The organism is Gemmatimonadota bacterium, assembly GCA_009838845.1.
Classification (GTDB): domain Bacteria; phylum Latescibacterota; class UBA2968; order UBA2968; family UBA2968; genus VXRD01.
In genome coordinates this window covers 1-21,706 of sequence record VXRD01000106.1, presented here as the reverse complement: position 1 = coordinate 21,706, position 21,706 = coordinate 1, and the positions used below count along the sequence as shown (strand labels likewise).

The window sequence follows — 21,706 nt, the reverse complement described above, 5'->3', positions numbered from 1 at the left end:
CACGGCGACGAAAACGGCGGTTTGACGACGCCGGACGACTTTGCGCAATTCGCGCTGCGCTGCAAGGAGCAATACGGCTATCCGGCCTTTAAGATCCACGGTTGGATCAACGGACCGATCGACCGCGAAGTGGCAGCGGTATTAGCCATCCGCGAAGCGGTCGGCGACGATATGGACCTATTGCTCGATCCAGCCGGGTGTTTTCCCACATTCGAGGACGTACTCAAGGTGGGCCGCGCCTGTGACGAGGCGCGCTATATGTGGTATGAAGACCCATTTAGAGGAGGCGGCTTTTCGCGCTTTGCCCACGCCAAGCTGCGCGAGCTGATCAATACGCCGATGCTGATGGGCGAACACGTACGCGGACTTGAAGCCAAGGCCGATACAATTACTGCCGGCGCGACCGACTTCGTGCGCGCCAACGCCCAGACCGACGGCGGTATCACCGGGGTGATGAAGATCGCCGCTATGGCCGAGGCGCACGGGCTGGACGTGGAGTTGCACGGCGGCAATCTGGCGCACCGGCATATCATGGCGACCCTGCGCAACGCCAATTACTACGAACTGGGCCTGGTGCACCCCCTGGTGCCCGATACCAAGCCGGCAGTCTATCCAGAAAGACGCTGGCTCGACGAGTTGGATTCGGTTGACGAGAACGGCTGCGTCGAAGTGCCGGAGGGACCGGGGCTGGGGGTGGCGTTCGACCGGGACTGGATCGAGAACCACAAGATCGGGGAGACGATCTACGAGTAGGGCTTTAGTTATGCGGTTGCCGGGCATATGAATGGGCTGAAGATAAGGAGCATTACAATATGGATCGACGCGCAGCTTTAAAAGCATTGGGAATAGGAGTATCTGGAATGATAGCAAATCCATTAGTATGGGCCGAAGATGCCAAACGTCCAAACATTGTGGTGATTTTGTCAGATGACCAGGGCTTTGGAGATGTGAGTTACCAGGCACATCCCGCAGAAGTCTATACACCACATATCGACGCACTGGCCAACTCGGGCATTCGAATGACAAATGGATATGCCAGTGCCTTTGTATGTGCGCCTACCAGGGCGGGCTTCATGACCGGCCGATACCAGCAGCGCTTTGGTTTTTATACGGCCAGTGACTCACGCGCCGGTATGCCGGTTGATGAAATTACACTTGCAGATCTGCTCAAAAAAGCGGGGTACAGGACGGGGATATTTGGAAAATGGCATTTGGGTTTGACGCCTGAATATCATCCGAACAACCGTGGATTTGATGAATTTTACGGATTTTTAGGGCATGGAGGCCACGACTATTTTGATTTGAATTATAAAGAGGACAGAGCCCATAATGCGATATATCGAAATAAAGAGATTATCAATGATACCGGGTACTTGACCGATAATCTGGCTCGAGAGGCTGTTGGCTTTATTGAACGAAACAAAAACGACCCATTCTTTCTTTATCTTCCTTTTAATGCTGTGCATGCGCCATTGCAAGCTCCCGAAGAGGATATCAAACAATTTAATACAGGCGATTCCAAACGCGATATCTTGATGGGCATGCTCAAAAGAATGGATATCGCTGTTGGCGATGTGGTGGCAGCGCTCAAGACCAATGGCGTGTGGGAAAATACACTCATCTTTTATTTTTCAGATAATGGTGGTGCAAGGGCCACAAATGCAAACAATATGCCCCTGCGTGGTTACAAGCAAAATGTCTATGAGGGAGGGCTACGCGTGCCGTTTCTCGTGTCCTGGCCAGGGCATTTGGAAGCAGGTGGTGTGTGTGATGAACCGGTTATTTGTATGGATATTTTGCCGACTGTCTGTGCAGCTATTAGCATCCCATTGCCCGAAGACCGTATCTACGATGGCAAAAATATGTTGCCAGTCTTGCAAGGAAAAACAGAAGGGGCATTGCACGATGCGTTGTATTGGGATGGCGATTCGGGAACCTGGGCGATTCGAGAAGGAAAATGGAAACTTACATTTAGCAGGTCTAAGAAGCTGGAATTGTACGATCTGGATGCAGATATAGGTGAGAAAAACGATCTGGCAAACCAACAACCGGAAATTGTTCAGCGACTACAAAAAAAATTCAAGGCCTGGAGAAGCCAGATGGCACCGAGGATTAGAAGACCTCGGAGAAATAGAAACAGACCTCCGCAACAGAATGAGGAGTAAATAATGACAGATGAGCAGAAGAAGCAGTTTCGCGAAGAAGGGTATTTGCTGGCGTCGGGTTTGATTTCTGAGGATGTAGCTCGCAAGGGTGAAGACGCGATGTGGGCGGCTTTAGAAATGGACCGCGACGATCCCGAAACCTGGGACCGCGTATCAGCGCATGCGATTAGTCAACGGCATCGCGCATTGCCGGAAAATCGAAGATTGGGCGCGCCGGATATCTTAGCGTGTTATACGGATGATATTTTGACCGCACTTTCCGAATTGACGGGTGTGGGACGCGAGGAGATCCACGCGCCGAAGGATATTCTGACGCAGAACACGTTTCCCACGGAAGGTGAATGGAGCCACCAGAAACCTCACTTCGATGGCGGAACCAACCGGGAGAAGTTTAATGTGACGTTTCCGATTCCAATCAGTGTGCATTCAATTTTGTATTTGAGTGATACAGAATCGCATGGGGGTTGCACGTTTGGATGGCCGGGTTCACATAAAAAAATGCGGGGTCTTGCAGAGAGCAATCCAGAGAAGTACCCCTATCTGTGGGACGTGAATTCGGATATGCATAAGGTGGATATTGGCGAAGGTGTGGAAGTGGTGGCGAAGCGTGGAGACATTCTGTTTTACCAGAACTTTTTTGTACACGCGGGAAGCAAGAACGCGAATGAGTATCCACGGCTTGCCTGTCGCAATACGTGGCGATGGGATGTGTAAGCAGATAGCCGAACATCGACAGATTGCCCAACCCACGGAGAATCGAAAATGAGAGATCTATTTTCACTGGAGGGAAAAACCGCACTGGTGACTGGTGGTTCGACTGGCATCGGAGCGATGATAGCCGAAGGCTTTGTCAATTTTGGGGCGAAGGTTTACATTGTCGCGCGCAGAGAAGAGGTCTTGCAAAAGAAACAGGAGGAACTTGCACAAATCGGCTCCTGCGAGTATATCACAGCCGATGTAAGTTCAGTCTCCGGAATCAAGGCGCTGGCAAAGGCCTACGGCGAACGAGAACAGTCGCTCGATATTTTGATCAACAACGCTGGAATCAGCGATGGTCGCAGGGAGATCGAGGATGTAACGGAGGAAACATGGGACGCGGTGATGGATCTCAATCTCAAAAGCATCTTTTTTATGACCCAGGCGTTTCTGCCATTCCTGCGCGTGGGGGCTTCGCCAGAAACACCGTCCAATGTGATCAATATCGCGTCTATCGATGGCTGTGGTAAACTCAACACAGCTTACAATTATGCCTACGGAGCCAGCAAAGCAGGTGTGATCCATTTGGGCCGACACCTGGGTGATAGTTTGGCCTGGGAAGGGATTCAAGTCAATACCATCTCCCCCGGTGATTTTCCCAGCGATTTGAATAAGGTGGCTCGGGATCACACAGACGAGATGAAGAAGAGCATTCCGGGCAAGCGGGTCGGGGAGAAAGAAAACATCGCAGGCATGGCCATCTTTCTCGCTTCGCAAGCTGGCAACTTCAGCGTAGGCTCCAATCTCGTTGTTGACGGCGGGGAGAGCGTACGAGGCATCCAGCGAGCATTTTTTGCCAAAGTTTGGCCCGATTGGGTTAGACTGGACAGGTAGTCGGGCATATCTGAAAGGAGTACACGATGGCAACTTATCAATACCGCGTTGTTGAAGGATGGGGGCGAGGTCCTGAAGGGAAAGAGATGGGTGGGGTCGTGCCCGATGTGGCAGTTGACTCGCAGGATCGCGTTTATGTCACCCTACGAGAACCTGCGAGTATTCTGGTTTACGATTCGGAAGGTCGCTTTCTCGGTGCATGGGGTGATGATGTGCTCTCAAATCCGCATAATATCTGGATCGACCCGGCGGATCGGATTTATTGTGCGGATGTTGACGATCATACCGTGCGTATCTTCAGCACAGATGGAGAAGTGCTTCAGACCCTGGGTATGCCAGGCCAAACAGGTTCACCGGGCGAGCCATTCAACAGGCCAACCAAGGCGATGGCTGCTCCCTCAGGTGAGATTTTTGTTTCGGACGGATATGGCCAGCACCGGGTGCATCGCTTTTCAGCGAAAGGCGAACGGATTCTTTCCTGGGGCGAGGAAGGCACAGGACCCGGCCAGTTTGCCCTGCCGCACGATTTATGCATTGACCCACGCGACCGCGTGCTTGTAAGCGACCGGGAAAACCACCGCATTCAGCTTTTCGATTTTGATGGTAACTTTCTGGAGAAGTGGACAGATATCCAATCTCCGAATAACATTCACATCGATCCAGATCATATTGTCTATATTGCCGAAGCGCCCCAGCGCGTCAGCATTTTTGACCTGGATGGTGCTCTGCTGGCACGATGGGGCGAGGAAGGCTCAAATCCCGGACAGTTTATCGATCCTGCGCACGGCATCTGCGTTGATAGTCGCGGTGATATTTACGTCACCGAAGTGCCCCACCAACCCAACCGACTGCAAAAATTCGCACGAATTTGAGCTTGATAAAGGAATACATATGTCCGATCTAAAAAACCGTCAAATCTTGCTGGTTGCTCGTCCCGAAGGAGAACCGAAACCAGGTGATTTCCAGTTGGTGGAATCCGACGTGCCTATCCCTGGTGAGGGTGAAGTTTTGTGCCAGACGATTTATCTTTCGCTGGATCCCTACATGCGCGGCAGGATGAATGATGCGAAAAACTATGCCAAACCGGTCGAACTTGGCACAGTGATGGAGGGCGGCTGCGTGGGAAAGGTGATCGCCTCAAACAATTCGGAATTTGCTGAGGGCGACATCGTGGAGGGCAAGGGCGGGTGGCAATCCCTTTTCGCGCTCCCCGGAAAGGCGCTACGCAAGATCGATCCGGCCTGGGGGCCGATCTCTACCTCAGTGGGCGTGCTGGGCATGCCAGGCATGACCGCATACACGGGGCTGCTCAATATCGGCAAACCGCAACCCGATGAGACAGTCGTCGTCGCCGCTGCCTCGGGAGCGGTGGGTTCGGTGGTTGGACAAATCGCCAAAATCAAAGGCGCGCGGGCCGTAGGCATCGCGGGGACTAAAGAAAAATGCCAGTATGTCACCGATGCGTTTGGATTCGATGCGTGTGTGAACCACAGAGCCGACGATTTTGAAGAACAAATCGCCGGTGCTTGTCCGGACGGGATTGATGTTTATTTTGAGAATGTGGCAGGCAAGGTGTTTGAGACGGTGTTGCCGCTGTTCAACCCCTTTGCCCGGATACCCGTATGTGGCACCATCGCCATTGCCAATGATACGGGATTGCCACCCGGTCCCAACCAGATGCATTATATGCTGCGCCAGATTCTCACCAAACGACTCACCTTTCGGGGTTTCATTGTCTCGGACTATGCGGACCAAAGAGAAGAAGCTTTTAGCACTTTAGGCGGATGGATTCGCGAAGACAAATTGCGCTACAAGGAAGATATTGTCGATGGTTTGGAAAACGCGCCCGCAGCTTTGATTGGTCTGCTCAAAGGCGAAAATTTTGGTAAGCTTATTATTCGGGTGTCGGACGATCCGACAAAATAGCTCTCATCTTTTTTCATGACACGATGCAAGCTCTGCGGGAAGGGAGTACACTTGGAAATCACCGTCACACCGGAAGAACACGCAGCCGAATCTCTCACCGACGCGCACCTGAAACAGGCCCTCGATGCCATTCGAACGGAGGGCTACATCATCCTCAATGCAGTGGTCGCGCACGAACACCTCGATCTTCTCTGTGAGCGGATGACCGAAGACATAGAGAAGATCATGAACACCCCTGCGCCACCCCATAACTTCGTTTGGGGAAACGTCCAGCAGGAGCCGCCCCCCTTCCCCCCGTACGTCTTTCGCGACGTTATGGCGAACCCCTATGTGGTCCAGGTCTCGAAAGCCCTGCTCGGCGAAGGGATCTTCAACAATCGCTATACCGGCAACACCAACTTGCCGGGCAGCAAGCTCCAGCCGGTACATGTTGACTCGGGACAACTCTGGCCGAACCTGGATGTCGCGCACCCGCCGTCCAAAGTCATTGTCAATATTGCCCTGGACGAGGTAACAGAAGCCAACGGAAGTATCGAACTCTGGCCCGGCTCCCATCTGGAAACGCAAAAGGTAGATGGAGATGATATCAAGGTAGAAGAACACCTGCATGAAGCACGCCGGAAAGTGGCACCGCCGGTCCGGGGGAATACAAAAAAGGGAAGCATTCTGATCCGCGATCCCCGGCTCTGGCATCGGGGAATGCCAAATCTCTCCGACCAAACGCGGTTCATGATCGCAGCGATCTACTGCTGCCACTGGATGCGTCGCCTTCCCCCTCTCCGGTTCAATACCGGTTGTGAAACCGCCTTTGCAGAAAGCGACCTGGACCCGAACATAATTTTTGTAGATGAACCGATAGACTACCTCTTCAGAAACCGGCCCTACGATTACAATGGGACATAAACTGGCGTCAGGTTCAAGCTGCGACAAGGGTCGCTCTATTCGTATTGGTGTTCCTGAGACGATCGATGAAAGGAGTCTGCTTTGACCATTAAAGAACTCGATCTATTTGCAGTCGGAACAAGACGAGAGAACGGTACGCTCAGTCCTCACATTATCATCCGTATCATCTCAGACGATGGTATAGTCGGTGCGGGCGAAATGTCCGACCTCAGTACCCGAAACATACCCGACATCAACCATCTCGAGTATATACTTCGGAAATCGTTGATCGGAATCGATCCATCCGATCCAACCGCCATCGATCCGATCGTCGACGGATATAAGGGACAGATTGGCGCAGGTGTGGACATTGCGATTCACGACCTTCGGGCCAAGAGCTTGGGCATTCCAATTCACGACCTCTATGGAGGTGCTTACCGAGATCGCTACAAAATCTGCTACCCCATCTTTCGACAATTCGAAGAGGCGGACGTCGCACCCAACGTCGAGCGAGTCGGTCGAATGCTCGAGCTGGGATTTGACCTGTTCCGATTTTACGTGGGTGGAAACCTCGAAATCGACAATCAGATCTTACATGAGTGTCGCGATCGTTATGGAGATCGATTCAAAGTTAAATCACTGGACTTCAGCCGCCGACTTGATTGGAAGTCGTGCGTAGCCGCCGTTGAGCGTCTGCAGTGGGTCGAGCCGATCCTGGTTGAAAGTCCCGCACCCGACATCCCGGGCAAAGCAAAGGTGCGTGAGCGCATCCGGTTCCCGGTCAGTGAGCATGTCAGCGACGAGACCCAGGCCATTGCTTTCGCGGAAGGACAGGCTGTCGACATCTTCAATATTGCGACCTGCCACCAGGGCATCAAACGATCGCGCCAGATCTTCGCCATAGCACAGGCCACCGGAATCTCCACCTTGATTGGCACAACTCAGGAACTTTCTATTGGGACCTCCGCGCAGGCGCATCTGGGCGCATCGGTATCCAACCTCGATTACCCTGGCGATGCGGCTGGCGCGCAACTCTACATTGACGACGTTGTCAAACACCGGGTCCAGTACGAAAATGGCTACCTTCTCGTGCCTAAAGGTCCGGGTCTAGGGATGGAACTCGACGAATCGCAGCTTCAAAAGCTGGGGGACCGTCAGTGGACATTTATGCAAGAACTGCCGCTGGAGCGGCAGGAAGACCGCGGGAAAGCAGGCGAGAAGGTACAATGATGAAGGTAGAAATCTTTGTTTGGATTGTGATCTGAGATCTTGAAAACGAGTTCTTCCCACAATTTTCCCCGGAGCTTTCTATGCAAGTTTATAACGTTGGTGTTATCGGCTGTGGCAGGATTTCAAGCCTACTGGAACAGGAAGCACATCGCGGAACGCCGAACACCCATGCGGGTTGTTACAATCACTGTGACCGAACCCGTATTGTCGCAGCAGCAGATCGGGATGATGAACGCCGACAGAGTTTTGGAGGCAAATGGGATGTTCCGGGTCTGTACACAGATTGGCGGGAAATGCTGGATACTGAGAAGCTGGATATCGTGAGTGTTTGCACCTATCCCATTCCGCATCGGGATATCGTTGTTGCCGCGGCTCAGTCAGGAGTAAAAGCCATATTCTGTGAGAAGGCGATGGCAACTACGTTGCGAGAAGCAGACGAAATGATTGATGCTTGCCGGAGAAACAATGTAAAGCTGAGCATTAACCACACGCGCCGATGGGATTGGCAATTTCGCCAAATTAAGGAGCTAATCGATCAGGAGGTCATCGGCTCCCTTCAAGCGATGACACTCCAGTACAGCGCCGGGCTTGCCAACAACGGAACCCACTTTTTCGACATGCTGCGCTTCTTTGCAGGCGATGTCGCGTGGGCAACCGGTCACCTATTGGATCCGGATGCGCTGGATCCCCGTGGCGCCGGGTACTTTCATTTTGAAAATGGCGTACAATGCATTGTGAACGGATCCACCGGAGGGAGCGCCCAACACCTCTTTGAATTGTTGGGATCCAGGGGACGGATAACGGTGGCCAATACACGGCCACGTCAGTTTGAGCTCTTCGTCAAAAATAAAGAGGAAAAATTCCCCGAAATACCAGAGGAACACAAGCTGAATACAACGGACAGGGGCCGATGTGTGATCCCGTTGTCAGTAGAGGAGATTGCAGAAAGCCTCGACCGCGATCGGGATACAATATCCACTGGAGAAGATGGACGGGCTGCGCTGGAAATGGTGCTTTCTCTTCACGAATCGGAGCGGTTGGGCAACGCCCGGGTGGATTTTCCCATGACAAACCTGGATCTCCAGGTCCTGGTGAGAAACGAAGGGTTCATCAGCGACGCTGTACCGCAATGATCGAGAATCAGTCCCCTACCCCACCGATCAACGCCTTCATATTGGCAAAATTGATACGCATCGCTTCTTCCGCCGATCCGCTTTCCGGCTTGAAGTGGGTGGCGATGGATATCACCGCGTCGATCTGATAATCGCGCAGGTTCCGCAGTACCGTCGGAAAATCCACGTCTCCTTCGCCGATGGGACAGTATTCAAACTCGCATTTCAGACCGTCTATGACTTGCAGATCTTTTATGTGGAGCGTATGAAGATACGGACGGACATTCTGAAATCCGCGGGTGGCGGTGTCCGATTCGCCGCAGTTCATGGTATCCGCTGGCCCCCAGACCGTTTTCAGGCGAGGTGAACCGACCGCCTCGATCACCTGCCGCATGTGTTCCGTGGTATTCGTGTAATTCCACGGCATCATGCACAGCGGCAGATCCACATCGTAGCGATCAGCATCTTCGACCAGCAGCGTAAACGCCCGGACCAGTTTGTCCATGTCCAGATCGGAAATGACGCCGCCGCGGGTCATCCATCGCATGGGCCAGGTCGGCTTACCAGCGGTATATTCACCCGGCCAGGCAAATGTAAACGTGGCTACTGCCGGAATTTTGAGTCGGGCGGCCATCTTCATGGCGGCGGTCAATTCCTCTCGGGCTTCCTGGAATTCGGGATGTTCTTCCATATGGTCCAGATCCAGATCGCTGAGATGCACAGTTTTAAACTTACGGCCTCCGCAGAGCAGGAAGATCTCCGTTTGATGCTGCTCGGCGCACGCGCCGATGCGGTCCATATCCGCGTCGGTCATGGCTTCGAACGGAAGGTCGCCTGCCGAAGGCGCGTACCAGAGGCGGTCCGCGCCGATCTCTTTCGCTTTGGGAAATGCCCGGTCATAGGGCAGTCTCAGTTCGGTCGTGAACATGGCGAGTTTAAACGTGTAATCGGACATGAGCATAATCCTGTAGTCGGGATGAAGGGTGACATCGAATTTTAAGGAGATGGGCAGTAATCCAGGGTGTCTGATACAGGCAGGCCGAGGTGATCGGGAACCGGGAGGTCTGCTGGCTTCGGGTCGGGAGGATCCAGAGGGCAATCTGGATAGGCAATGCGCTGGGTTCTGTAAAATCCGCCTCTCGGGTTGATGTACTCCCACACGATTTCACCTTCCCAGGTCACTTCGAAAATCCGTCCCTTATCCGTGTCCAGACTAAGCGTATTCCCATTCGGGAGGCGCTGTACACCGCCGGTAACAATGCTCAGGAATTTGCTGGCCTGAGGCCCCGCAGCATATTCCCATACGACTTCTCCACTCACGGGATTGATTTCTACAAGCCGGGTGTAGAATCGATTAATCGGAGGATAACCCGTACCGCCTCCATTGTCGTAGATCAGGATATTTCCGTTGTGCAGCATTTTGGGATCGTGTGGACCTACCAGATATTGATTCTGCCCTTCGGTCCCGTTTAACCACATGGTTTCCATCTGATCCAAATAGCCCCAATTCCAGACGATATTTCCAGTCGTTTTCTCGATGATGAATATCTGATTTCCATTTCTGGAACAGCTGAGAATATTTCCCGGCTTGAATCTCGTATCCCCCTGATCGTATAAAGGATTGTCGGGAAGTGTGTGAAGCGTATTCAGATGGAGCCAGTCTCCATCCTGTCCGGGCTGTTGCCCCCCGCCCGTTTCAAATATGATCTGCTTCGCACGATCGCTGAACCCGAATTCCTCCAGGTGGTGATGCCCCCACCATTCCCAGACGATCTCGCCCTCCGAAGTTATTTCCATGATGTGATCGTCTTTGAGTGTGACGCGCGATATCTGAGGGGCATCGATGCGATCCGCGACCATAGCGAGATAGGTGTGTTCAGAAGTCTTCTGGATGTCGTGATGGAAACCCGTTGGTCGCGCATCCTCGCGGAAGTCTGAGGACAGAGACCAGACAATATTTCCATCCCAGTCCTGTTCCGTGATCGAGGCCCCATTGCTGATATAGTGGCCGTTTGCAACGCGTTCAAATAGCTGAGAGCCGCGCTGCGTCGCCGGGTTTCCGTAGAACGCGTGAACCACCTGACCCTTCATGTCTATCAAGTGCCATCGATCAACCTGTTCAGCCGAGATACCACGCACGGGATCCCAGGGCCCTCGCCCATGAACGAGCGTGTACCCATTATAACATCGGTCGGGGTGATAGACGGTAACACCTGCTGGCCAGTCCAGAACAGAGCGATTCATTTCAACTCCTTTTATAGACTAATATTGGTCCCCTGTATACAACTCACCTCGCCAGGCTCATGTCCCCAGTAAATGACGAAGAGACGACCGGGCTCATACTCGATAGTCGCCGCTCGCTACACAAGATTGTTCCGTTCTGCCCAGATTCGAATGGCCTCGTAACCCGGGTATTCAGCATCCAATCCGAGTTGCCCAATCTGTTTATTGCCGTGCCACTCCTGCCAATCGCCTACTTCCCTGCCGACATCGCGCCAGGAATCGCCCGCTTTTTTCATCGCATCTACAAGAAGCCCATCCAGTTCCGACACGACCGCGCCATTCTCTTCTACCAGGTTGTTCTGTTCGTAGGGATCGTTTTCAAGATCGAAACACACCCACGGTCCTTCCTCCATTCGCGCGTAATTGTACTTCGCTGTGCGAATCCCGCGCCAGCCGGGCCACGGAATGAAGCTGTGATGCATCTCCATATAGGCGTACTCTTGCTGGTGCCCATTGGAATCGCTGCCGAGGATGACGCCGGACAGATCGGCCCCGTCCAACCCCGATGGCACATTGATCCCTGCGAGTCCACATAGCGTGGGAAAAATGTCTGGCGTGCCAAACGGCATGTCCAGTGTGGCGTTGGCTTCAATCGTGCCTGGCCATCGAATCAGAAAAGGAACCTGGGTGGATTCGCGATGAGGCCATCGTTTGCCTCGCCAGCCCTGGCTGTTTAGCATTTCACCGTGATCCGAGGTGTACACCACAATGGTGTTTTCCGCCTGGCCACTGTCTTGCAGGGCCTGCATCAAGCGTTCCCACTCAGTATCCAGGCCCGTTACGAGACCGTAATAATGCGCATAATGGTCCTGAAAACGATTGAGCGCCTCTGCATCTACGGTCTTCACATTGGGATGAAACTTCAGGTTCCGTCCTCGATATTTTTCGAGATATACCTCTGGAGATACCAGTGGGGGATGAGGGGGATACCATGAAAGAAACAGGCACCAGGGAGCCCCACCGTCCTGTCCTCGAATGAACTCAATGGCCCTGTTGGCCTCGATCTGCGGCTTGTCGAACCCTTCTCCAACCACAGTCTCAGTGCTGTTCACCGCATAGTTTCGATTGGGACTCGCGTGACTCGATACCAGAGGTACAAACCATTCTTCGTCGAATCCCAGACGCATCGGATGACCCGAATCGAGTTGTACATCTCCTAAATGCCATTTGCCGATATAACCACAGTGGTACCCTGCGTTTTTGAAAGCCTTGCCGATGTGGGCATATTCACTTAGATCCGGATGATACCCGTTGGTCGTTATCCCCATGCGATGGCCGTGTAATCCCGTCATCAATATGGCCCTGTAGGGGCAACAAAGCGGGGTCGTTGACACGGCACTTTCCAATTTCATTCCCTGCCTGGCGAATGCGTCGAAGTGCGGTGTCTCCAGATCTTCATCGCCGTAGTAGCAACCCATTGCCGATGCACGCTGCTGGTCGGAAAACACAAACAGGATATTGGGCTGTTGAGCCGGTTGTGGCATGGACGTCTCTCCTATACTCGGTGCTGATGATTAGACCCACTTTGTATCTTGCAATGATGCGACCGTACCAGGACGGGGCCGCCAAATGTTTGCGTCGTCACGCCAGGGATTTGCCTTGAGCCACGCTTCGTTCATGCCCACGCCCAGCCCGGGGCCGGTCGGGATCGGCAAAAAGCCATCCTTCTGAACCGGAAAATCGCCTGTGCAAGCGTCTTGAAACCACGGGCTGATTCCGCCTTCCTGAATCATAAAATTTGGGGTGCAGGCATCGAGATGCAAAGACGCGATCGTGCACAGTGGGCCGTAGGGGTTGTGTGGTTGAAAACCGACATAATGAGCTTCTGCCATCGCCGCAATCTTCTTCAACTCCAATATACCGCCACCCTGAACAATGTCGGGTTGAATCATCTTCACAATTTGTCGGCTCAGCAAGTCGGTAAATTCCCACTTGGTGTAAAGCCGCTCGCCAGTCGCCAGTGGGATGCTTACGGCCTCGGCAACCCGTTGCATTGCGTCGAGGTTTGTTGGCGGCACGGGTTCTTCGTACACAAAGGGCCGACAGTCGGCCATCGCATTGCCGATTCGGATGGCGTCTGCCGGGGCAAGCCGTCCATGCACCTCAACGAGCAACTCAACGTCGTCGCCCACTGCTTTGCGAACAGCTTCCAGTTTTTTTATGGCGACGCGTTCGGCTTCTGCCGGAATAAACAGCCCGCAATGGTCAAACGGATCCCCCTTGAGCGCCGTCAATCCATTTGATACGTTATTCATCGCAGTTTCAGCAGCCCCTTCAGGTGTAGGCCCATCCCACCTGCCATAGCACCAGATCCGATCTCTCATCTTTCCGCCCAGCATTTCGTATATGGGCAGTCCCACGGCCTGACCTTTGATGTCCCACAGAGCGATTTCTATGCCGCTTATGGCTGACATCTGCACGACACCACCCCGCACAAAAAAGTGATGATAGAGTGTCTGCCAGTGTTTCTCGATCTGCCAGGGGTCTTCGCCCACCAGCACCTGACCGACCTCGTCGATCTGGGTCGCAACGCTAAGCGGACCGGCGGTCGCCTCACCCCAGCCTGTGATGCCTTCATCGGTTTCAATCTTCACAAACATATAGTTGCGTGGCGGGCGGCCTTGCGGTGAAGATGATGCGGGAACTGCTTTTACCGATGTAATCTTCAAGATATTCCTCCTTGTGTCAGGGCTTTACAGCATTCTCGAAATGCCAGCGATCTGCCATGCGTCAGCCGATCTGCTGACCACCACGATGGATTGCTCGCTGTTGCCAGAGGTATCGTCAGCAGTCACTGCCACAAGGACGCCCCTGGGACCAGATTGTGCTGCCTCGACTTCTATATTGCTGACCGATGTGGTTCTTTCGTTGACCTGTTGCGCTAGTTTGGCACCATCTTCGATCCGCGTTACTGCACCAACGCCGACCTCAATCAGCGGAAAACGACAGAGGTTGGCGCAAGCATCGCCATCGTTTTTGTCCAGTGCATCGCAATAGCGTCGCACCTGACTAATTGCCGCTTCGGTAGCCTGGACGATAGCTGTTTCGTCGTCACGCCCGTCGTAATAAGTACCGAGTGCAAACCGCGCCTGGATCCCCCACGAATCAGCGGGTTTGGTGACAATATAAGTGACGCGATTCCACAGGATGGGATTATCGTCTGCATTGTATCGCGTCCACCCGCCTACCAGGTGAACCTTATTGGGAGATTCGTGCAGCCGGACGGGGTCTCGCCCCCTCGTCAGGACCCAACCCGTCGCTACCCTTGAGGTCCAGTCGGCATTATCCGCGTAATCCCGTGCCGTATCGTAGTAGGCGGTCCGCCCCGATGCGTCAACGCGGACATGGGGATAGCTCATCACGGCAGCCCAGGCATCTCCATTTTGGGAGGCGTCGGCTTCAAAAAAGCCGAAGTAGGCATCTTCCGGGGTATCAAAATGCGTCTTGTATTCGTTCATCTGGAAAGCTCCTCATCCATAGTGATCGCCAAACGCCCTTGAGGCCCATCAATTCGGCTTACCAGAAGGGATTCCAACTCGATATGCTCCCGCTCCGTCAGTTGACTCGCCAGAGGGCTCGCAAGGAACTCCTTGTAAGGACGAGAGGTCTCCATAAAAGGCATGATGTACATAGGAACGACGGACTGAAGCATCGCCGCCCGCTTTTTGTCCGTGCGGTTCACGCCTGCTCGATGCCAGGTTCGGGCATCATAGATGACGTAGCTGCCCGCCGGTGCCTCGACGACGTCTGCTTCGGAGCCCGTATAGGGGAGGCCCTTTGCCTCGCGAGCTCCCTCCTCCCTGAACGCATTCCCACTCCCCCATTCTGGAGGAGGGCCTTGCCCAAACGTATGCGATCCGAGTTTGAAACAGGTCGCGCCGTTTTCACTCTTAAATTCGGTCACACACAAATTTCGCTGAACGCCAAGCACGAGATTCAGCGCATTGTGCGGTACGATACGATTACCATCGGAGGAATTCCTGGCAATCCCCCAGAGGTAGGGATAATCCGAATGCCACCCCCCCACCTGGCGTTCACCATCATCCGGGGCCACGACGGCGAAACCGGGCCTGTGCGCCAGCCGAATTTCCCGACACTGCATATACTCCCGCATCACCCAGAGGGATACAGGCTCAGTTGCGGCTCTCGATACTTCCACAGACTGCGTGAGAGTCGGCAGGCTTCTGTCTAATTCTTCATGGTTCCACTTGCCGGTGCAACTCACCCTTTGCAGTTCTTCGATCGCGTGGGGAGACAAGATGCTCGGAAGGCAGACCCATCCGTTCTCGCGGATTTGCTGGAGGTATTCGGACGGAAGATGGGCAGGGCCGTGACCCGGCTGAAAACGCCCTGGCACGGACGATTCGGAGCCGTCTTCGCCCAGTGATTTCCCATTCAGAGCGAGATGTTCGCCATTCGCGGCAGACACATCGAGTGTCAGGTCCGACACCACATGGCGATAGGTGCCGCCTTCTTCTTTCCAGATCGCTTTGTCGTCGGCGTGGTCAAAGACGGCTGTTTCGCCTTCCGATACGCCCAGAAAATCACCCTTTTCGTTTCTCAACAGCGCGAAGTGAGCGGAAGGTTTTTCCACGCGAACGATGCGCTCTTCAAATTTCTGAGTTGGGGGCATGTGGCACTCCTATGTGTGTCACATCTTAGTTAAAAGAAAATGTCGTGGATTGATTGAAACGGACGACCTTCTGATCGACAGCGGCTGGATTTGGATTTTGTTGCTCCTTTCAAAGAGTTCCTATTGGAAAATAGACCGTTGGATTATCCGCGTCACTCAGATGCTTTCGCTCGTTGCCCCAGTTGTCTGCTGTGCCATTCCAGTATCGGGTGTCGGAAGGCGAATATGAGAAGAGGTATGACCAGCGCGACTTATCGGTGCTGTTGACTGGAGCGCCATGGATTGTGTACCCGTGATGCACTGTGCAGTCACCCGGCTGGTAATGGAACGGCGGAGAAAGCTCCAGTACAGACGTCAGATTTGGAAATTGCTCGAGCAGGTCGCCCTTGCCATCGCCGCCTACCGAGCCAAGCGGTCCTTCGCGATGCGAGCGACTGACGAATCGCATCGCGCTCATCTCCGGTGTCACTTCCACCAGCGCAAGCCAGAACTGGAGTTCGCCCACGCGATCAGAGCCGTGCTGAGCCGAGTCCTGATGATAATGGGTTCTGGCTGCCCCTGGGGGCTTTTCTCTGAAGACATCAGCGCGATAGCGAAGTGGGATATCTACACCCTTGAGCCGCTTCCTATTCACGAGTCGCATCGCATTTTTTGACATGCGCTCGCTGAACATGAACGAACGGAACGGCTCAGCCTCTTCCTGTAGTACCAGGCCAACGGCCCGTCTGCCGCCTTTGTCTTCGCCGTAGCGTTCCAGCCAATCCTGACCGACAGTTAGGAGTTCCGAGACGAACTCCGGATCTACGAGTTGCTTCATCATGACCCATCCATACTCCTGGTAGAAGGCCACTTCTTCGTCTGTGACCTCTCGAACGACGGCTTCGATCTCGCGCTCCGTCAATGCTTGTCCCATAACCTGTACTCCTCCAGTGTAGTTTCCCCTTCTGCCGCCAGGCGATCGTAATTTGGGGTTTTGATCAATGGATGGCCATAACATCCCAAACTTTCGGCTCGCATTTCGTCTGGTTGAAAAAATATAAAATTCAATGGTTTTTGATTGGCCATAATATTTAGGGTTTCTCCAAATCAAATGACGATAGGGGATCTGGAATGAGCGCACAATGCTCGCCCAACCGCTCGCGAATATCCTGCGTCAAAGAGCCTGCAATTTCATATTGAGGCGCAGTGTTTGGACAACTGTATCCCATATGGATCACACGCCTGGGTGATTTTGAAAGGTTTGCACGTGCGCCATGCCAGACATCACCGTGGCAAAAAATGCCAGTTCCAGCCTTACAGGTCGCGTAGATTTCTCCAGCAACTGCCTCTTGGAGATCGCCCAGAACATCTCGGGGCCAGGGTTTTTTATGTGACCCCGGCACAAGGCGAGTCGCACCGTTTTCTTCTGTCATATCATCAAGTGCCCACACCACATTGAGGTATGCAGTACAATTCTTAAAGAACGATCGATCGGCGTGGATTGCCTGAAGAGGACGCGGATCACCGGGCATGGGATCGTGAAAATTCATGGCCTGCCAGCGCATATCCTCTCCAATCACCAGCCTGGCCATTTCCAATGCAATCGGCTCGATTGCCAGCTCTTCTAAGACGCGGCCTTTACCAATGAGATTGCACAACCTGCGAACGCCCGGAGGGGTCGATCCCTCTGTCCCTGCCTTTTCGCCCTCCAGATCATATCTCTTTTCCAGGGCCTCTCGCAACGCTACCAATCGTTGTACAGAGATTACATTTTCAACGATCAGATAACCGTGTTCTTGAAAAAAATCCCATTGTTGTACAGAAATCATTTCAATCCCCTGAAACCTTATTCGGAAAAATGGACCGTGGGATTGTCCGAATCACTCAAACGCTTCCGCTCGCTGCCCCAGTTGGCTGCGGTCCCGTTCCAGTATCGCGTGTCAGAAGGGGAGTATGAGAAGAGGTATGACCAGCGCGACTTGTCGGTGCTGTTGGGTGGACCGCCATGGACTGTGTATCCGTGATGCACAGTGCAGTCACCCGGTTGGTAATGGAACGGCGGAGAGAGCTCCAGCACAGACGTCAGATTTGGGTACTGCTCGAGCAGGTTGCCCCGGTCATCTTTGAATACCGAGCCAAGCGGTCCTTCGCGATGTGAGCGGCTGACGAATCGCATGGCACTCATCTCCGGTGGCACTTCCACCAGAGCAAGCCAGAACTGGAGTTCGCCCACGCGATCAGAGCCGTGCTCTGACGAGTCCTGATGATAAGTGGCTCCGGCTGCCCCCGGGGGCTTGTGTTGGAGGATGTCGATGCGATAGCGAAGTGGGATATCTACGCCCTTGAGCCGCTTCCTGTTCACGAGTCGTGTTGCGTTCTTTGACATGCGCTCGCTGAACATGAACGAGCGGAACGGCTCGGTCTCTTCCCGCCGCGCCAGGCCGACGGACCGTCTGCCGCCCTTCTCTTCGTCATTGCGTTTCAACCACTCTTGCCCCACGCGCAGGAGCTCCGTTGCGAACTCCGAGTCCACGAGTTGCTTCATCATGACCCACCCGTATTCGTGGTAAAAAGCCACTTCTTCGTCTGTGACCTCTCGAACGACGGCTTCGATTTCACGCTCCGTCAATGCTTGTCCCATAACCTGTACTCCTCCAGTGTAGTATCCCTGAACAGGATGACATGTGGACGCGACAAAAAGTAGTGCTTACCCTCGTCAATCAGCCGCCGAATGTGGGCAGTTTTATCGACATAGTAGCAGTTTTCCTCCCGAATTTTGCGGAAGGTCTGAATGCCGATGGGCAGTCTGTGTTTGGTCATATTATGCACCTTTGTCTTTCGATATTTACAATTATCTGCAATTTAGTCGAAAAAACAGGGGTTTGCAATGGCATTTTGGCGTATAAAGATTATTGCAAAATTTAATCCCTTCAAAATGTCTCAATGCGAGGATCCAAAAGATTGATTCTATCTTAGGTCTTTAAGCCCCCGTTTACAAATTCCTTCTCCGACTTCTGCAACAACGAACTGAGTTACAATGGAGCCAGGTACAGCTCAGAAGACTATCTGACGTACATGGCGAAGAACTTGCTCTACCTGCACTCCCCATGCTTTAACGGCTTCGGAAGTGTTACTTCAGAGAAGACGTGGCTCACGCTGGCCCCGAAACACCTGGACGTTTGCAAGCGAGAGACATACAACATGAAGTGGCGTGAGGAGGCCGAGAGCGGGAATTGGGAGTATGATGAACTTCGTAGTAGTCTCGAGAAGCGAAGACTGGCAGGAGGCCATGCGTACACGTCATCTATCGCCTCTTTTGCGCAAGCGCCGAACTGAGTAATACACCGATAAAGATCGGTTCACGACTTGGATTGACCTGGAAGATAAGCGAGTATGTAGGGTCAAGGATATGATTGGCGAAATATAGTGTGACCGTAGGCTGTCGTTTCAATATTGAGTTGATCCCCGATTGACGTGAGGGTATCGGTTTTAAAAAAAGAACGGGTAGAGAATTATAATATTCTTTACCCGTTTTCTTTTTACCAGACAGCGTCTGGCAAATCGGTTGTTGAGGGAATTGATCAAATTCTCCAAGCACTGTTTGGAGAATTTCGCTGGATTCTGATTTTTCAGACAGTGTTTGCAGAATTTGCTCAGGTGGATACGGCTGGTAGAACAGATGCGCTCGCAATGCGCCGATTTGTTCAGAGGATAATCTGATCTGGATGAAAGTGTTCGACAATTTTGTTTGTGATCTCATCCAAAAGCGATTCTGTAATTTTTTGTTCTTTCACATTCATAGCCTGAGTATTTCCTAAAACGCGCTAGCGAACATGCGCGATTTGTCCTGGTTTAGGAAATGTTTTTGTCAAAGGTGATTCTCATAATATTTTTGCAGGTTTCTAAAAAATTTATTCAACGTTCAATATAAGTCCAATCTTGAAATTCGGGGCTTTTTTAACACGATTTAAAAAATCTTCTTTGGTCTCTTCCTCGATAAAGTCAGACCATGTTCTTCAACCCTGTCGGGATTGACACACTAAAAGCGGGAAACTTTCAATGTTTCCATCAGATACCTGCAGTTGATCCCCATTTTGTCATCGACTGAACCTTCGCCTTCGTTTGGACGCGGGGGATCGAGATCGAGCGTGATCCATCCGTCGTAGCCTCGCTCATTCAGCATGGCCCAAATCGCAGGGTGGTCAACACCACCAGATCCCAGATCTTTGTACAGAATTTCCTCCGCGTGCATCTCTTTCGTCGGTGTTGGGCCAGTATAACCGCGATACAACGCCTTCGAATCCTTCCAATGGACGGCGGCCAGTCGGTCGTAATAATCGTCGATGAGCTGAACGGGATCGCCTCCTCCGAGATTGAGCTGTGCAGTGTCGGGAATCCAGGACACGATATCCGGGTCGGTCTGATCCAGAAGGGCGCGAACTTCCTCTGGTCGCTCGATCGGCCCCCAGATATGCGGGTGTGGCGCGATCGTCACACCCATCTCAAGCGTTCGCTTGCCGAGTTCTGACACAGTCTCCGAGATCGCTTTGATGTCATCCGCAGTTGTTCCGTTCTGCGGGCGGCTCCCCATGTTGATCTTGAAGTGCGTGCAGCCGAAGACCTTCAGAAAATCGCGGCAGAAAGCGACGTGGTCGGCGATTGTTTCACCACGCTTTGACCGATCGATGAACGCCACCGATTGACCGGGCCCGCCGTTTGAGGCAGTAATGAGCCGAATACCGCGCTCGTCGAGGAGGGCCTTCAGCGCCTGCGGGTCGTCGAGCCAGGCGATTAAGCCACTGCGGTAAGGTTCGACGCCCGGCAGACCGTGCTTAGCAATCAGTTCCGCGGATTCAGTCGTGAAGGCTCCGAAAATGGCGCCGCCCATAGCAAAGTGGATATTTGATGACACGATGATCTCCCGTTTGGTGATGTTGTGTATCTGGGGCGCTTTCCCTGTATCGGATTCACCCCCAAACCCCCGTCGCAGTCCCCTGTACCGGAAACGCCGCCCTCAGCATAGCCACATCCTCCCTCTCTCCTACCACGACCAGCTCCACCGGCACCAACCCCAGCACCATCTTCATCATCCCATCCTGTCCGAGTTCCACCCAATCCCCTTTCCCTTCTTCCACCGTCAACCGCTCCCCGTCCCACGCCAATCCAACCGTCTCTCCCCGCACGCGAAGACTGACCTCGCCCGTCCCCTGTTTCGCCATCTGCAGCCGCTCCGTCAGTTCCAGCGCAATCGCCTCAAGCAGTCCCCTCAGACTCAGCACCTGCAGCATGTTCCCGCCTTCCGACGACTGCCAGAGCGACGGCACGAACCCGCAGCTCGAATCCCGATACAGATCGTAGAGCGACGGGTCCAGCGGTAGCCGCGCCCTGACCGATTCCGCCCCCGCGATCGCCGCCTGACGCAGAACGTATCGCAGCGTTGCGCCAAGCGGTCGCGTATCACCCGGATCGCACGCCCCGTCGGAGATCGACACCGACGACGAAAACCGCGTATAAGGCGGCGCGTTCTGTGACGCGAAAACGTAAGCCCGGACCGCTCCGTCCACCTCATATACCACCCGCCAAGGATTCCCGGCGCCCGCTCCAAACGACTGTGCTGGCTCAGCCCCTGTCCGCCCCGCGTTGAACACCGCGTAAAGCACCTCGCACGCCGCCGCATCTCGACATCCATCGTACGTCCGAATCCGCGCATCCTCCTCCGGCCGATCCAGGTAGCTCACCGGATCGGTGAACCCGCCCCGCGACGTCAATCCCCGCAGCGCGAAGTCGATGTAGCCCCGCGGAAATGGCACCCACCCGAACCGCTCGTAGAACCGCCGATACCCGCCCAGCCGCGACAGGGGATACCCATCCGCCCGCAACTGCCCCACCACCATCTTCATCAACGC

22 protein-coding genes are annotated in these 21,706 nt (G+C 53.6%); 9 read left to right on the top strand and 13 right to left on the bottom strand.

The annotated features are described in order from the left end of the window. The 9 genes from F4Y39_13985 to F4Y39_13945 all read left to right on the top strand — a co-directional run. The coding region (locus tag F4Y39_13985) for a mandelate racemase (GenBank protein MYC14835.1) at nt 1-753 on the top strand (753 nt) is incomplete at its 5' end. A gap of 59 nt (nt 754-812) precedes the next feature. Beyond that, nucleotides 813-2,165 carry a sulfatase gene (locus tag F4Y39_13980; protein MYC14834.1) on the top strand — a complete coding sequence of 451 codons (1,353 nt, stop codon included), beginning with the start codon at nt 813-815 and terminating at the stop codon, nt 2,163-2,165. A gap of 3 nt (nt 2,166-2,168) precedes the next feature. Further along, nucleotides 2,169-2,879: a hypothetical protein gene (locus F4Y39_13975; GenBank protein MYC14833.1), complete on the top strand. Its 711-nt coding sequence runs from the start codon at nt 2,169-2,171 to the stop codon at nt 2,877-2,879. A 48-nt stretch (nt 2,880-2,927) separates the two neighbouring features. Continuing rightward, the gene (locus F4Y39_13970; protein ID MYC14832.1) at nt 2,928-3,755 is read left to right on the top strand and encodes an SDR family oxidoreductase; all 828 of its coding nucleotides are present in this window, start codon (nt 2,928-2,930) and stop codon (nt 3,753-3,755) included. Nucleotides 3,756-3,781: 26 nt separating this feature from the next. Beyond that, nucleotides 3,782-4,627 (top strand): hypothetical protein, encoded by an 846-nt coding sequence (locus tag F4Y39_13965; GenBank protein MYC14831.1) that lies wholly within the window; start codon nt 3,782-3,784, stop codon nt 4,625-4,627. 19 nt (nt 4,628-4,646) lie between these two features. After that, nucleotides 4,647-5,681: an NADP-dependent oxidoreductase gene (locus tag F4Y39_13960; protein ID MYC14830.1), complete on the top strand. Its 1,035-nt coding sequence runs from the start codon at nt 4,647-4,649 to the stop codon at nt 5,679-5,681. Between the two features lie 51 nt (nt 5,682-5,732). Further along, a complete protein-coding gene (locus tag F4Y39_13955; protein ID MYC14829.1) occupies nt 5,733-6,584 on the top strand; it encodes a phytanoyl-CoA dioxygenase family protein in 852 nt (283 codons plus the stop codon). Nucleotides 6,585-6,665: 81 nt separating this feature from the next. Continuing rightward, complete coding sequence (locus F4Y39_13950) at nt 6,666-7,793, top strand: muconate cycloisomerase (protein ID MYC14828.1); 1,128 nt, start codon at nt 6,666-6,668, stop codon at nt 7,791-7,793. Between the two features lie 80 nt (nt 7,794-7,873). After that, nucleotides 7,874-8,926, top strand: coding sequence for a Gfo/Idh/MocA family oxidoreductase (locus tag F4Y39_13945; protein MYC14827.1), 1,053 nt, complete (start codon nt 7,874-7,876; stop codon nt 8,924-8,926). A 7-nt stretch (nt 8,927-8,933) separates the two neighbouring features. On the opposite strand, the gene F4Y39_13940 is transcribed toward F4Y39_13945, so the two are convergent. The 13 genes from F4Y39_13940 to F4Y39_13880 form a co-directional block, all read right to left on the bottom strand. Then, a complete protein-coding gene (locus tag F4Y39_13940; protein MYC14826.1) occupies nt 8,934-10,004 on the bottom strand; it encodes a sugar phosphate isomerase/epimerase in 1,071 nt (356 codons plus the stop codon). Next, entirely contained in the window at nt 9,902-11,149 is a 1,248-nt protein-coding gene (locus F4Y39_13935; protein ID MYC14825.1) for a hypothetical protein, read from the bottom strand. Before F4Y39_13935 ends, F4Y39_13940 begins: the two co-directional genes overlap by 103 nt. A 116-nt stretch (nt 11,150-11,265) precedes the next feature. Then, a complete protein-coding gene (locus F4Y39_13930) occupies nt 11,266-12,672 on the bottom strand; it encodes a sulfatase-like hydrolase/transferase (protein ID MYC14824.1) in 1,407 nt (468 codons plus the stop codon). 30 nt (nt 12,673-12,702) lie between these two features. Beyond that, nucleotides 12,703-13,857 (bottom strand): galactonate dehydratase, encoded by a 1,155-nt coding sequence (gene dgoD / locus F4Y39_13925; protein ID MYC14823.1) that lies wholly within the window; start codon nt 13,855-13,857, stop codon nt 12,703-12,705. Nucleotides 13,858-13,881: 24 nt separating this feature from the next. After that, nucleotides 13,882-14,646, bottom strand: a complete 765-nt coding sequence (locus F4Y39_13920) for a hypothetical protein (protein MYC14822.1) — start codon at nt 14,644-14,646, stop codon at nt 13,882-13,884. Beyond that, on the bottom strand, nt 14,643-15,821 hold the full coding sequence (locus F4Y39_13915) for a hypothetical protein (GenBank protein MYC14821.1): 1,179 nt from the start codon (nt 15,819-15,821) through the stop codon (nt 14,643-14,645). The genes F4Y39_13920 and F4Y39_13915 overlap by 4 nt, the downstream gene beginning before the upstream one ends. A gap of 109 nt (nt 15,822-15,930) precedes the next feature. Further along, nucleotides 15,931-16,818 (bottom strand): phytanoyl-CoA dioxygenase family protein, encoded by an 888-nt coding sequence (locus tag F4Y39_13910; GenBank protein ID MYC14820.1) that lies wholly within the window; start codon nt 16,816-16,818, stop codon nt 15,931-15,933. 73 nt (nt 16,819-16,891) lie between these two features. After that, nucleotides 16,892-17,629 carry a phytanoyl-CoA dioxygenase family protein gene (locus F4Y39_13905; protein ID MYC14819.1) on the bottom strand — a complete coding sequence of 246 codons (738 nt, stop codon included), beginning with the start codon at nt 17,627-17,629 and terminating at the stop codon, nt 16,892-16,894. Between the two features lie 17 nt (nt 17,630-17,646). After that, entirely contained in the window at nt 17,647-18,441 is a 795-nt protein-coding gene (locus tag F4Y39_13900) for a phytanoyl-CoA dioxygenase family protein (GenBank protein ID MYC14818.1), read from the bottom strand. Then, nucleotides 18,426-18,620, bottom strand: coding sequence for an AAA family ATPase (locus tag F4Y39_13895; GenBank protein MYC14817.1), 195 nt, complete (start codon nt 18,618-18,620; stop codon nt 18,426-18,428). The genes F4Y39_13900 and F4Y39_13895 overlap by 16 nt, the downstream gene beginning before the upstream one ends. Nucleotides 18,621-19,104: 484 nt before the next feature. After that, nucleotides 19,105-19,560, bottom strand: coding sequence for a hypothetical protein (locus F4Y39_13890; GenBank protein MYC14816.1), 456 nt, complete (start codon nt 19,558-19,560; stop codon nt 19,105-19,107). A gap of 279 nt (nt 19,561-19,839) precedes the next feature. Then, the gene (locus F4Y39_13885; protein ID MYC14815.1) at nt 19,840-20,712 is read right to left on the bottom strand and encodes a TIM barrel protein; all 873 of its coding nucleotides are present in this window, start codon (nt 20,710-20,712) and stop codon (nt 19,840-19,842) included. A 55-nt stretch (nt 20,713-20,767) separates the two neighbouring features. Next, nucleotides 20,768-21,088, bottom strand: coding sequence for a hypothetical protein (locus F4Y39_13880; protein ID MYC14814.1), 321 nt, complete (start codon nt 21,086-21,088; stop codon nt 20,768-20,770). Nucleotides 21,089-21,706 lie beyond the last annotated feature (618 nt).